Origin of the sequence: Streptomyces reniochalinae (assembly GCF_003323735.1) — a bacterium.
GTDB classification, from domain to species: Bacteria; Actinomycetota; Actinomycetes; order Streptomycetales; family Streptomycetaceae; genus Streptomyces; species Streptomyces reniochalinae.
Genome location: NZ_QOIM01000057.1, coordinates 147684 through 161733 on the forward strand (window position 1 = coordinate 147684; position 14050 = coordinate 161733).

Sequence of the window (14050 nt, forward strand, 5' to 3'; positions counted from 1 at the left end):
ACTGAACGGCCCTCGGGCCGCACGCACACCGGCCGCAGGCTACGGGCCGCCAGCCTTCTCCGCGCGAGGGGCCGGCGGCCCGCCGTCGTCGGCCCCGACGCTGTCGGAGCCGGCGACGGTCACCCGCGCTTCGCCGCCTCGTCGATGGCGGCCAGGGAGCGGCGGACCTGGTTGCGGTCCGTCGTGTACCAGAAGTCGGGCATGGAGGCGCGCAGGAAACCCCCGTAGCGGGCCCGCTCCAGGCGCGGGTCGAGGACCGCGACGACGCCCCGGTCCCCCGTCGCACGGACGAGCCGGCCCGAGCCCTGGGCCATGAGCAGCGCCGCGTGTGTGGCGGCGACCGCCATGAAGCCGTTGCCGCCCGCCTCCTCGACCGCCTTCTGGCGGGCGCTCATCAGCGGGTCGTCGGGGCGCGGGAACGGTACCCGGTCCATGACCACCAACTGGCAGTTCGGGCCGGGCACGTCGACGCCCTGCCACAGTGACAGGGTGCCGAACAGGCAGGTCTCGGCGTCCTCAGCGAACCGCCGGATGAGCTCTCCCAGCGTCTCCTCGCCCTGGAGCAGGATCGGCAGGCCCAGCCGTCCGCGCAGCTCCTCGGCGGCTGATCTGGCTGCACGCATGGAGGAGAACAGGCCGAGGGTGCGGCCGCCCGCCGCCTCCACCAGCTCCGTCAGCTCGTCCAGCATGTCGGTGCGCTGGGGCTCGCGGCCGGGGTTGGCCAGGTGCTTGGCGACGTAGAGGATGCCCTGCCTGCGGTAGTCGAAGGGGGAGCCGACGTCCAAGCCCTTCCACGGGGGTGTCTCGGCGGCCGCGTCGCCCTCCTCGTCCCCGAGCCCCTCAGGGGCCAGGCCGAGGGAGGCACCGACGCCGTCGAAGTCCCCACCCAGCTTGAGCGTGGCGGAGGTGAGGATGACGGACCGGTCGGCGAACAGCTTCTCGCGCAGCAGCCCGGACACCGACAGCGGCGCCACCCGGAGGGAGGCCCCGAAGCGCTCATGCCGCTCGTACCAGATGACGTCGAACTCCGAACCGTCCAGGATCCGTTCGGCGACATCGTGGACGTTCTCGACGGAGGCCTTGGCCTGCTTGCGGACCGCGTCCTCGTCCTGAACGGACTTGTCCCGCGTGTTGCCCAAAGCGCTCAGGCACGTACGGCCTGCGTCGCGCAGCGCCATGAGCGCGTACTGGAGGTCCTCGGGAACCTTCTCCAGCCGCCCGGGAAGCGCGAGCTCCATCAGCCGCTCGAAGGTCTCGGCCGCCGTCTGGAGCTGGTCGGCCGCCTTCTCGTCCACCAGCTTGGCGACACGGCGCATCGCACGGTTGACCGCGCCGGGAGTGAGCTCGCCTGTGGCCACACCGGTGACCCGGGAGACCAGCTCGTGCGCCTCGTCGACGATCAGCACCTCGTGGCCTGGGAGCACGGGAGCGCCCTCGATGGCGTCGATGGCCAGCAGCGCGTGGTTGGTGACGATCACCTCGGCGAGCTTGGCGCGCTCGCGGGCCGCCTCCGCGAAGCACTCGGCGCCGTAGGCGCACTTGCTCGCGCCCAGGCACTCCCGGGAGGACACCGACACCTGAGCCCACGCGCGGTCGGACACGCCCGGCTTGAGGTCGTCCCGGTCGCCCGTCTCCGTCTCGTCCGACCAGTCGCGCAACCGCAGCAGGTCCTTGCCCAGTTTGGAGGTGGGGGTCGCGCTCTCGAACGGGTCGAAGAGGCCGTCCTCCTCTTCCTGCGGGACCCCCTCGTGCATGCGGTGCAGGCACAGGTAGTTCGAACGGCCCTTGAGCATGGCGAACTCGGGGCGGCGGCGCAGCTGCGGGTGCAGCGCCTCGACGGTGCGCGGCAGATCACGCTCGACGAGTTGGCGCTGGAGCGCGAGCGTCGCGGTGGCGACCACGACGCGCTCTCCGTGCGCGAGCGCGGGCACCAGGTAGCCGAGGGACTTGCCGGTGCCGGTGCCCGCCTGCACGAGGAGGTGGCGGCCGGCGTCGACAGCCTCGGCGACGGCCTCGGCCATAGCGGCCTGACCTGGGCGTTCGGTGCCCTTCACAGCGTCGACGGCGGCCTGGAGGAGTTCGGTGACGGCGGGCTTGCTCATAGACCCGACACCTTACGCGGCACCACTGACACTCCGCTCGGCGCCGAGGCCCACGCACGGTGTCCCCGCGGTCACCTCGGCGTCTCCGGACGCGTCAAGGCACCGTCCGCCCTCCGGGGCGGTCGGGGCACGGCCCGTGGTGGCGCGCTCGGACGCCATCGGAATCCCACCTTCGGTTGTGATCGCGACACCGCCCTCGGGCACGGCGAAGGAGCCGCCGCGGCACCCGCGCTCAGTGCAGGGGGTTGCGCACCGTTCCGTACACCGCGGCGTGCGGTCGTTCGGAGCGGTCACGGTAGCCGTCCGTGTGCAGTCGGTTGCGGTTGAGGCAGAGCCGTTCGATGCGCGGGGTCAGCAGGTCGAAGGTTTCGAAGCGCGACTTGAGCTTGGGAAAGCGCTCCTGATAGCGATCGATTTGCGCCCGGACGAGTGACCAGAACGTCTCTTCGGGTACGCCGAGTTGGGCTTCGCACAAGGGAGCGAGGTATCGGAAGACGCCGACGAAGAGCGCGGAGTGGATGAACTGGGTGAGGAATGTGGGCGGCTCGCTCAGCAGAACCTCGCGGACCTCCGGCGGCATGGAGTCGAACTCCGGTACCGGCTCGGCGCTCACGTTGACGTCGTCGACGAAATCCTTGATCGCCAGTCGCACGGGGACGTCCCGTTCGTCGAAGACGACGATCGCGTTCTCTCCGTGCGGCGAGAAGACGGTGCCGTAGCGGTAGAGGAAGTGCAGCAGCGGCGGCAGCAGCGCGGCGAACAGGTGGGTGAGCCACACCCGGGGCTCCAGACCGGAGCGGCGGACCAGCTCGGCGGTGAGGGAGCGGCCGCGCGCGTCGGCATGGATCAAGGAGGCCAGGGTTCTGGCGCGCTCCCCCGGCGCGAGGCTGGGGACGAGGGGCTCGCGCCAGATGCAGCCCAGCAGTTCGCGGTACTGGTACGGCGCCTGGGCCAGCGCGTCGTACACCGGGTGCGCGACCGCCACGGAGGCGACCTCTCCCAGCAGGATGACCCGGCACTCGTCGGCGAGGAAGGCGTCGCGCTCGCACAGTCCCTGCACCCAGCCGGTGACGGACGGCGCGGCGAGCGTGCGCTCGGTGGGCAGGCCCCGCCACACCAGTGTGTTGAGGATGGCGAGCGGCAGTTTGACGGTGTGCCGGTCCGGTCTGCTGGTGTTGAGGAACGTACGGATCGACTGCTGGGGCAGGCGCAGGTCGCCGTCGGTGGGGAGCGGGACGATCTGCTGCGCGGCCAGCTGCGGGGCGAAGAGCGGAGCGAGGGTTTCGTCCCACTGCCACGGGTGGACGGGCATGCACAGGTACTCCTCCGGTGCCAGAGCGCGGGAGCGCAGACACTGGTGGAAGGCGGCGATCGTCTCGCCGCTCAGCTCGCGTGCGTACAGCCGGTGCGCGTCGGCCAGCCGGGGGACGCCCCGGTACGTGGCGAGGCTCCGGTGCACCGCGATCCACGGGAGGGGCCGGGCGGTGCGGGCCTCCGGTGCCCAGCGGCCGGTGTCGTGGGCGGAGAATCCGATCCGTCCCTTGTTGGCGACCAGCCAGGGGTGTCCGGTCATGTGGCCTTCCAGCTCGGCGTAGCCGAGGTCGGCCAGTTCCGGGACGGAGAGTTCGGAGGCCAGCAACCCGGCGTCGGCGGTGAGCGTGGCGGTCAGTTCGCGAAGGTAGTGGCTGGTGGTCTCGCCGGTCAGTCCGAGCAGTTGGCGAGCGCGGGCGACGAACCCCAAGGGGTCTACCTCGGGGTCCAGCGAGGCCGGGTCGACACTCCAGTGACCGTAGGCGCCCCGGCGGGCACGGAAGCGGACGGTCAGGTCGTCGTCCACCGCGAGGGCATAGCAACCGGGCGGGGCGTCGGTCACGGGTCGCGGCTGGAGGATCTCCTCGTAGGAGAACTCGGCGAGCATCTTGGCCAGGAGCCGTCGGGAGGCACGGCGGAAATGGTCGGGGCCTGCGTCGAGACCCTCGGGGACGGCTAGCGGGGTCACGTCCGGGGAAGAGGGGACAGCGGATTTTCGGGACACGGGAGTTGCTCCTTGGGGGAAGCGAGGACGAGTAGAGCGGAAACGGACGAGCGCGGGGGGGTGCGGAGACGCCGGGGCGGACGCGGTCCGGTCACGCGCAGATGGCTGCTGACGGACGCGGGAGGCGCCGTGAGGAACTCGGGCGACCAGCCCCGCTCCCAGAAGACGGACAGCGGCTGCGGAAGGGCTCTGTGGAGGACACACAGCGCCGTCTCCGTGAGCGGGAAGGGGCTTCCCGAGCCGGCCGCCTCAGAGCACGTGACGCAGCGCGCGGTCCCGCACCATCAAAGCGGCGCGCTTGGTGGGGAGCTGCACCTCGTCGCTGTAGCGGAAGCCCGCACCGAGGAAGGCCGCGACGGAGGCCACGTTGCGCACGTCGGGTTCGGCGAGCACCCGTGCGCAGCGGGGACGCTGCGCCAGCACGAGGTCGGCCACCGTGCGCAGCAACACCGTGCCCAGGCCCTTCCCCCGGTGCGCCACGCCCCCGACGAGCAGATGCAGCCCCGTGTCGTGGGGGCGAGTGCGGCAGTGACGGGCGAGCGGATCGAGATCCGCGCGGTAGAGCTCCCAGTAGCTCATCGGGGTGCCGTCGAGGACGCCCAGACAGGGAACGCTGCGGCCATCGCCCTCCAGCTGGGGGCGCAGGTGCGCCTCGGTGACATCTTCGGGCCCTGCCAGCTCCCAGAAGGCCGCCACAGCCGGATCGTTCATCCAGGCACAGATCAGGGGCAGATCGCGAGGGAGCCGGACGGGAACGAGCTGGAACCGTCCTGCCCCGGTGCCGGCCGCGGGCCAACGGGCGGGCGCATCGAGCAGGTCGTCCCCCGACGGGGCACCGGTACCGCGCCGCGCCGTCGCGGCGCGTGGCACGATCTGAGCGGGGTCGTGCGTGCCCACGCCATCGTGCGCGTCCACACCGCCGCTTGCGTGCGCGCGGGCGCGGACGTGCGCCCCCTCGTGGACATGCGCGCCCTCGTCGGCACGTGCGCCGTCGCGGGGGTACGCGCGGCCGAGCGCGAGCTCGCGGTCGTAGGCAGCGCGCTGGGCAATCAGTTCGGGCCACTCGTGGGGGAGTTCGAGGTCGAGGGTGTCCTCGGCGTCGGGGCCGCTCAGGGAGACCGGGTCCTCGTCGCTGCTGGGAGAGCCGGTCTCCGCCACGCCGACGGTGTCGGCGCCCGGGTCACCGCCGGCACAGGGGGTGCCGGCGAGAGGTGCGGAGCCCGGCTGGGGGTGCGGCATGGCAACGTCTCCTCTTCTGCGAGGGCCACAGGCCAAGGGGTCACGGGACGAGTGGGTTGTCGAGGGCGACGTACACGGACTGGGAGTCGACAGGGCCGACCAGCTCGTCGAGACCGTGCAGCCGGGTGAGCAGGTTGGCCTTGCAGCGCAGCACCGGAGTCTCCAGCAGCAGCGCCGGCAGCCCGGAGGCGGGCTCCTCCCGTGCGGCGTGCTCCAGGAAGCGGCGGAAGGCCGCGAACAGCAACCGCTCGTCGGCCAGCTGCTGGGATCCGAACGCTCCGACGAGGCCGAAGACGTTGTTGATGCCCAGGTAGTAGGCGAAGCGTTCGTCGGTGACGTCGTCGGCCACGAACGTGTCGCTGGCCACCCCGAGTTCCGCGCCCGGCAGGCGGCGGGTGAGCGCGTCGCGGTGGGACGCACGGAAGTAGTAGCCCTGGTTGTCGCGGTAACGTCCGCCTCGCGGCCAGCCGTGCGTGTCCAGCAGGACCAGTGTGTTCTGCTGGTGCGCCTCCAGGGCGATTCCCGCGTGCGCGTCGAGCCAGAGGACGGGTCGTACGACGACGTCGAGATAGCGCAGGAACCACTCGGTGGCCACCGCGCCCGGAGACCTGCCGGTGCGCTGCGCGAGCGCGGTCACCAGTGCGCCGAGCCGCGACCGCGGCGGGCCCGGCACTCCGCGAGGACCGGGGACGGGCGCGGTCAGTCCCGCCAGACAGACGGCGTCCTCGCCCGCTCCGAAGGGGTTGTGCCGGATGACGGTGTCGAAACCGTGCAGCCGTCCCTCACCAGGAACGTCCACCCCGAGCCAGGCGGGGTCCCGCACGACGTCGAAGCCGGGGTGGGCCGCGCGCCAGGCCGCTCCGATGCCACCGCGGAGAAGCCGGTGCACCTCGATTCCGCGCAGCAGCTCCTTGCGCAGGTTGTCGCGGCGCGAGTTGGTGATGCGCACCCCGAGCGACAGCTTGAGCATCGCCGGGCTGTCCTGCCGGAAGACGGTACGCACGGAGGAGGTGGGATGCCAGTGTCCGCCGCTCTGTCCGAGGTCGTGCAGCAGGCCGGCGTCCAGGAGCGCCCGGACAGCGGCGTCCCGCCGCACCTCACCGGCCTGCCAGGGGTGCAGCGGCAGCGGAACGCAGTCGCCGGGGAGCCGTTCGGCCAGCTCCCGCCCACCCCCGAGACGCCGCGCGAGGTCAGGGGCGGGGACGGGCTTGCCCCGGTCCGTCCAGGCGGAGTCGCAGGAGAGCACGGAGGGGTGGACAGCCATCCAGTGCAGCGGGAAGCTGCCACGCAACTCGGGTGAGTACATCCGCTCCTCGGTCTCGGACAGACCTTCGCGGCTCTTGGGGGTGGGGTGCAGAGGGTGTCCGAAGAGGAGGGCCTGTTCGCCGTCGAGGAACGGTCCGGTTCCGGGCGGCGGTCCGGGATGGGTCCTGCGGTCGGCAAGGAACCGTGCGGTGCGCTGGACGGAGTCGGCCACCCGGCCGACGAGGGCGGCTCCCTCCAGCACGGGTGCGTCGCCCCTCGCGGAAGTGCTCTCCGGCTCGGGGGCGCGTCCGCGCTCGGGGACGCTTCCCGGCGCAAGGGTGCCGTCCGTTGTGGTGGGGCCCTGTCGCCCGAGGACGTTCGACTCGACAGAGACGTTTTTGTGCTCTTGTGCGACGTGCGCTCCGTTCCGCCCGTGCGCTTCAGTGCGGCAGGACGCTTCCCGGTCTCCGGCCCCCGTGACGCCCGTCCCATGAGCCGCCTCTCGTCCCAGAAGGGCGGCGAGGCAGACGGCGTCCAGGGGAGCGGCGTCCTCGGGAGCGCCGGCGAGGCGCGGAGGGTCGAACCGGTGCAAGCCCGCGGGCGACCAGTGGCGTACCGACACCAGGAGCGCGGTGCCGCTGGCCGGCAGCGGGACGCGCAGGACACCGTTCCGGGGACGGGCGAGGCCCGTCTCACGCACCCAGCAGCGCAGCAGATTCTCCGCCGCAGCCGCGTCGGCGGCTGCGCCCGGGTCGCGGCGTTGCAGGGGGTCGGGAGCGGCAGCGGCGGGCGTGACAGGACCGGGCGAGAGAACACCCGGCTGGTCTGTCGGCGGTTGTTGCCCGGGCGGCTCGGAGAGTTCGCACGAGGTGAGGGGTTCGGAGGGTTGGGCGTCGCTGCGGTGGATCAGGTCCTCGTGGTGGCCGACGCGACGCTCCTGTGGGGGCACCATGGGCTCGATCAGGCGGGTCGGCCACATACCGGCCACGTCCTGCGGGCCGTCGGCTCCGGAGCGCGCGTTCACGGGATCTCCTCAGCTGGTGTCGACTGGGCGCGCTGGGCAGCGAGCCACTGTCCCCCTACGGGACAACGAAGCGAACGGCGCCCGATCACGGGCGGGTTGAAGATCTCTTTCCGCATGGGCGCGCGAGGTGAAGCAGCGCCGGGCGGGTCGGGACGAAACACGCGCCGGGGAACCGCGCACCCTGGTGTGCCCGTCCCGAACAGCACCGGGCATAGTGGGGGCGCCCCACCCGGCTAGGTTCATGACAAGTCAACAGGCACGACGATCCACTTCAGGGGGAGTTTCAGCCATGCCATCGATAGCCAGGCCCGCACGGCGCCGCCCGGCGCTGGCCGCGGCAGCGGTCGCCGCTGTGCTGGCGGTCACCGCGACGGCTTGCGGCCCGGAGGAGGACAAGGCGGACGCCAAGCCGAGTGCCACCGCCTCCGAGAAGAAGCCCAGCAAGGACCTCAAGGAGGACCTCGGGCTCCCGGACGACCTTCCCAAGGACCTGCCGACGTCCCTGGACGACCTGAAGAAGTGGAAGAACGGTGCCTGGAAGAACTGGGACAGGGACCGCTGGCTGAAGGAGGCCCAGGACTTCTTCAACCCGGTCATCGACGACCTGTGGGACCCGGACCGCATGAAGGACGCGGACGGAAACGACCGCAAGGTCGACGACTCCGACATCGACGACGGTAAGAGCGGCGGCAAGGACGGCACCGGCGAGGACGAGGGCGTCACCGACCCGACGCCGGACCCCGTCAAGGCGGCCGCGGTCAAGACGCCCTACACGCGGGACGACCTGCCCGTCGGCAAGGTCTTCATGGACACCCCCAAGGGTGCGATGGTGTGCTCGGGCGCTGTCGTCGCGGACCCGCAGAACCCGGGCAAGTCCAATCTCGTGGCGACCGCGGGCCACTGCGTCCACGGCGGCGCGGGCAAGGGCTGGTACCGCAACGTCGTCTTCGTGCCGGACTACAACCCGGGCGGCCTCGCGAACGAGCAGCTCTCGAGCGCCTCCAAGAGCGACGTCGCACCCAAGGGCATCTGGTGGGCCAAGCGCGCCCGCACGACCGACCACTGGATCAAGACCGGTGCGGAGCGCGGCGGCAAGGGCGCCCAGCAGGACTTCGCGGTGCTACAGGTCCAGCCTGAGGACAAGACGGACAGCACCTCGCTCGAGGAGAAGGCGGGCGGCGCGCTCAAGCCGTCCTTCAGCACGCCGCGCGTGAAGTCCCTCAAGAGCCTGACGGCCGTGGGCTACCCGGCGGCCCCTCCGTTCGACGGCGCGAAGATGTACCGCTGTGCCGACAAGCCCAGCCGCCTCACCATCGACCCGGCACAGCCGACGATGTACCGCATCGGATGCACCATGACGGCCGGCTCGTCCGGTGGCCCCTGGCTGGACTCCTCGGGCACCCGGCTGCTGTCGGTGACGTCGATCGGCCCGATCACCGCCGACTGGCTGGCGGGCGCACGTCTCGGCAAGGAAGCCAAGGGCGTCTTCGACACGATCAGCCAGGAAGGCTGACGGACGGGTGTGGGCCGGTGCACCGCACCGGCCCACACCCGTGGGAAAACCGACGCGGAGTACGCGGACTCCACGCGATCTGCGGACTCGACGGGTTCCGCGCACCTCGCGCACTCCTCGCACGACTCTCAGGGGGACCTCGAAAACATGTCACGCATACGCAGAACAGGGACCGGGCGTCCGGTCCTGGCCGCCGCGGCGCTCGCCGCGACACTGGCTCTGACCGCCACGGCCTGCGGCTCGGGCGACGACTCCGGCAAGAAGACGGACGCCAAGCCCGCCGCCTCCGACTCGGCACAGGACGCGGACGGTTCCGGCGGCGGGAAGGAGAAGATCGGCATCCCCGACAAGCTGCCGAAGGACCTTCCCACCTCGCTCAAGGACCTCGACTCGTGGCGCGGCGGGGCCTGGAAGAACTGGGACAAGGACCAGTGGGTGCGTGGCGCCAAGGACTTCATCAACCCCTACCTCAAGGGGCACTGGGACCTGGGCCGGATGAAGAAGGCCGACGACAACGAGAAGAAGGTCCCCGAGAACATCGAGAGCACGTCCGGTGCCGCCGACACCGCGGAGCCGCGTCCGGTCAAGGCGGAGGCCGTCAAGACTCCGTACACCCGTAACGCCGCTCCCGCGGGCAAGATCTTCATGGACACCCCGGAGGGGCCGATGGTCTGCTCCGGCACGGTCGTGAAGGACCCGCGCCACCCGGGCAAGTCCAACCTCGTGGCGACCGCGGGCCACTGCGTCCACTCGGGCCGCAGCGGTGGCTGGCTGCGCAACATCACCTTCATTCCGGCCTTCAACGACCGGGGGCTGGACATGCCGTCGGTCAACAACGCCCCGCCGCAGGAGGTGGCGCCGTACGGCGAGTGGTGGGTCAAGTGGGCGCAGACCACCAACTACTGGATCCAGAAGGGCGCCAAGTCCGGTGGCGGCGGCTCCCAGCAGGACTTCGCCGTGCTGAGCGTCCAGCCGGTGAACAAGAGCGGCAAGTCGCTGGAGGAGACCGTCGGCAACGCCGTGAAGGCCAACTTCGACGCGCCCTCGCCCTCCCGCATCCGGGGTGTCAGCAACTACGGCTACCCGGCCGCACCGCCGTTCGACGGCGCGAAGATGTACTCCTGCACGGACAAGCCGGGCGCGCTGACGATCGACCCGTCCGAGCCCGCGCTGTACCGCATCGGCTGCACCATGACGGGCGGTTCCTCGGGCGGCGCCTGGCTGGTCAAGGGGGCGGGGGGCAAACCCGAGCTGATCTCGGTCAACTCCATCGGCCCGCACCCGGCCACCTGGCTCGCAGGTCCACGCCTGGGCAAGACGGCCGAGGCCGTCTTCGACGCGGCAAGCCAGAAGGGCTGAGCGGCACCCCGCACACGCACACATGAGGCTGCCCCCTCCCGCGGCGGGAGGGGGCAGCCTCATGTGCTTGTCAGTTCCGCACCGTCCGTCCCGCCCGCCGTGGCGAGCGGGTCAGGAGCCGGAAGCCGCGAGCTGCCGCCGGATCACTGCCCGGCCGTCGACATCTGGAAGGTGCGCAGCTCGGCTGCGAGCTCCTCGTGCACCCGGGCCTTGAGCAGCGTGCCGTGCTCGGTGTGCTCCTCGGAGAGGACCTCGCCCTGGCTGTGCACGCGGGAGACCAGCTTGCCCTCGGTGTAGGGCAGCAGCACCTCCAGCTCGACGGAGGGACGCGGCAGCTCGTCGTCGATCAGCTCCCGCAGCTCGTCGACGCCCTGCCCGGTGCGGGCCGAGACGACCAGAGCGTGCTTCTCGGTGCGCAGGAGCCGCTGCAGGACGAGCGGATCGGCGGCGTCGGCCTTGTTGATCACCACGATCTCCGGCACATCCGCCGCGCCCACGTCCCTGACCACCTCGCGCACGGCCGCCAGCTGCTCCTCCGGCGCCGGATGCGAGCCGTCCACCACGTGCAGGATCAGGTCGGAGTCGCCGACCTCCTCCATGGTGGAGCGGAAGGCCTCCACCAGGTGGTGCGGAAGGTGACGTACGAAGCCGACCGTGTCAGCCAGTGTGTACGCCCGCCCGCTGGGGGTCTCGGCCTTGCGGATGGTCGGGTCCAGGGTGGCGAACAGCGCGTTCTCCACCAGGACACCGGCACCCGTCAGCCTGTTGAGCAGCGAGGACTTGCCCGCGTTGGTGTAGCCGGCGATGGCGACCGACGGAACCTTGTTGCGCCTGCGGTCCTGCCGCTGCACATCGCGGCCGGTCTTCATGTCCGCGATCTCCCGGCGCATCTTGGCCATCTTCTCGCGGATGCGGCGCCGGTCCGTCTCGATCTTCGTCTCACCCGGGCCGCGGGTGGCCATACCGCCGCCCGCCGAGCCCGAGCCACCGCCACCCATCTGCCGGGAGAGCGACTGGCCCCAGCCGCGCAGCCTGGGAAGCATGTACTGCATCTGGGCCAGTGCGACCTGTGCCTTGCCCTCACGGGACTTGGCGTGCTGGGCGAAGATGTCGAGAATCAGCGCCGTCCGGTCGACGACCTTGACCTTGACGACGTCTTCGAGGTGGATGAGCTGGCCCGGGGTCAGCTCGCCGTCGCACACCACCGTGTCGGCGCCGGTCTCCAGGACGATGTCCCGCAGTTCCTCGGCCTTGCCGGAACCGATGTAGGTTGCCGCGTCGGGCTTGTCCCGCCGCTGGATCACGCCGTCCAGCACGAGGGCGCCAGCGGTTTCGGCCAGCGCTGCCAGCTCGGCCAGGGAGTTGTCCGCGTCCTGCGCCGTACCGGAGGTCCAGACGCCGATCAGCACCACACGCTCCAGGCGGAGCTGCCGGTACTCGACCTCTGTGACGTCCTCCAGCTCGGTGGAGAGACCGGCCACTCGCCGCAGCGCCGCCCGCTCGGAGCGGTCGAACTGATCACCGTCACGGTTTTCGTCGAGCGTGTGACTCAGAGCGACGTCCTCTTCCATCAGGGCGTCGGCTCGGCGGTTCGTCTTGGCGATGCGCTGGCCGTTCTGTGGAAGGGAAGAGGAGAGGGTCAAGTGGATCCTTAGGGTCGAGAGACGATTCCGTACCCGTCACAACGCCCCGGCGCCGGGGAAGATTCCCCGGACGGCCCCGCTCTTGTGCCGTGGCCGTGCCGTGCCGCCGCGCCGTGCGGTCACCAGATGGTCGCACGGCGCAGCGACGGCGTCACCCGTATTTGACGCTCCCCGGCGGACGGTGTCCCTCTGCGGCCTCAGCCCTGGCCAGTGGGACGCTCGGCCGCCCGGGCGCCCTTGTCGACGGGGACCGGACTCTTCCCCGGTGTCTTCTCGGGAGATTTCCGCTGCTCGAGAGAGGTGCGCTGCTCCTCGGGAGACTTCTGCTTCCAGTCCGGGTGGCCCGGCATGGGCGGGGTGGTCTTCCCGTACAGCCACTTCTTCAAGAACGCGCTCTGGTCCTCGCCCGAGACCTGGCCGGCCAGCGCGATGAAGTCGCCCGTATCGGCGTTGCCGTCGCGGTACCGGTGCGTCCACTCACGCTCCAGACGGGCGAAGGCGTCCTCTCCGATCCGCTCACGGAGCGCGTAGAGGACGACCGCCGAACCGTTGTAGACGATCGGACTGAACAGCTCGATCTTGCCGTCTCCCTGGGCGGGCAGCAGGGCCGCGGGCGGTCCGTATCGCTTGCGCCAGGAGTCCGACAGCTCGTAGGAGGCCCGTGCCCGTTCCTCGACCGTGAAGCCTCCCCGCTCGGCCGCGTAGCCCCACTCGTACCAGGTGGCGTGTCCCTCGTTCAGCCACAGGTCGGTCCACCTGTGGGGGCTGACGCTGTCGCCGAACCACTGATGCGCCAGCTCGTGCACCATCAGGGACTCCTTGTACCAGGACGGGTACGCGGGGTTGGCGAGCAGGTCGCTCTCGAACAGGGAGAGCGTCTGGGTCTCCAGCTCGAACCCCGTCTGCGCCTCGGCGGCCAGTACGCCGTAGTTCTCGAACGGGTACCGGCCGGCTCTCCGCTCCATCCAGGCGATCTGGTCGGAGGTCCGCTTCAGCCAGGGGGCGAGTGCCTTGCGCTGCTTGACAGGCACGACGTGACGCAGCGGCAGCCCGTGCGGGCCTGTCTCGTGCACGACGGTGGACCGGCCGATCGACACCTGGGCGAGCTCGGTGGCCATGGGGTGGCCCATCCGGTAGGTCCAGACGGTGTCCTCGTTTCGGTCACCCGCGCGCGTCCGTCCCGCGGGCAGCCCGCCCGCCACGACGGTCAGTTCCTTCGGGGCGCGCACGTGGAAGGTGAACATCGCCTTGTCGGCGGGGTGGTCGTTGGAAGGGAAGACGCGGTGCGCGGCGTCGGCCTGGTTGGCCATGGCCAGCCCGTCCTTGGTACGGACCCAGCCGCCGTTCTTGGTTTTCGGGTCGCTGGTGTGCCTCACCTCGACGTGCAGCCAGGAGCCACGTCGAGGCGGCGTCCGGGGGGTGATGACCAGGTCCTGGCCGGCGCGTGCGTACTCGGCGGGCAGGCCGTTCACCTCGACGGAGCTGACTTTCCCGCCCGCGAAGTCCAGATTGAACCGTTCCATGCTCCCGGTGGTCACCTGTGCGTCGATACGGGTGCGCGCCGTGAGCGGCTTGCTGTTGTCGCCGCTGTAGTCGAAGGAGATGTCGTAGGCACGTACGTCGTAGCCGGGGTTTCCCAGGTGGGGGAAGAGGTGGTCGCCGATCCCCGCGGGCCGGGGCGCCGGCAGCGTCGCACCGACGAGGGCGAGTGCGGCGGCGGTGACCGTACCGGCCACCGCGCAGCGGCGTGGGAGAGCGCGGGCACGGGCGCGAACTGTGTGGGCTGTACTGGCCATGCGACATCGCTACCAGCGGCCGACATCCGTGATGATCTTCCTCGCCCGCGTCCACCCGAAAGGGGACGCGAGTGAGTCCGGGCGAGCGTGGACG

Annotated in this window: 8 protein-coding genes; 2 read left to right on the forward strand and 6 right to left on the reverse strand. The window is 70.9% G+C overall.

Annotated elements, in window-relative coordinates:
- Positions 1-119: 119 nt before the first annotated feature.
- The 4 genes from DQ392_RS33365 to DQ392_RS33380 form a co-directional block, all read right to left on the reverse strand.
- Complete coding sequence (locus DQ392_RS33365) at positions 120-2102, reverse strand: ATP-dependent DNA helicase (RefSeq protein ID WP_114019439.1); 1983 nt, start codon at positions 2100-2102, stop codon at positions 120-122.
- 232 nt (positions 2103-2334) lie between these two features.
- Positions 2335-4137: an IucA/IucC family protein gene (locus DQ392_RS33370; RefSeq protein WP_425470690.1), complete on the reverse strand. Its 1803-nt coding sequence runs from the start codon at positions 4135-4137 to the stop codon at positions 2335-2337.
- A gap of 249 nt (positions 4138-4386) precedes the next feature.
- On the reverse strand, positions 4387-5376 hold the full coding sequence (locus tag DQ392_RS33375) for a GNAT family N-acetyltransferase (RefSeq protein ID WP_114019441.1): 990 nt from the start codon (positions 5374-5376) through the stop codon (positions 4387-4389).
- 40 nt (positions 5377-5416) lie between these two features.
- Positions 5417-7645: an IucA/IucC family protein gene (locus DQ392_RS33380; protein WP_245982291.1), complete on the reverse strand. Its 2229-nt coding sequence runs from the start codon at positions 7643-7645 to the stop codon at positions 5417-5419.
- 289 nt (positions 7646-7934) lie between these two features.
- On the opposite strand from DQ392_RS33380, the gene DQ392_RS33385 reads away from it, so the two are divergent.
- Positions 7935-9158 (forward strand): trypsin-like serine peptidase, encoded by a 1224-nt coding sequence (locus DQ392_RS33385; protein WP_114019442.1) that lies wholly within the window; start codon positions 7935-7937, stop codon positions 9156-9158.
- Between the two features lie 147 nt (positions 9159-9305).
- On the forward strand, positions 9306-10517 hold the full coding sequence (locus DQ392_RS33390; protein ID WP_114019492.1) for a trypsin-like serine peptidase: 1212 nt from the start codon (positions 9306-9308) through the stop codon (positions 10515-10517).
- A gap of 143 nt (positions 10518-10660) precedes the next feature.
- Here the strand turns inward: DQ392_RS33390 and hflX are convergent, their stop codons facing one another.
- Positions 10661-12160 (reverse strand): GTPase HflX, encoded by a 1500-nt coding sequence (gene hflX / locus DQ392_RS33395; RefSeq protein ID WP_114019443.1) that lies wholly within the window; start codon positions 12158-12160, stop codon positions 10661-10663.
- A 197-nt stretch (positions 12161-12357) separates the two neighbouring features.
- A complete protein-coding gene (locus DQ392_RS33400; protein WP_114019444.1) occupies positions 12358-13956 on the reverse strand; it encodes a M1 family metallopeptidase in 1599 nt (532 codons plus the stop codon).
- Between the last annotated feature and the right edge of the window lie 94 nt (positions 13957-14050).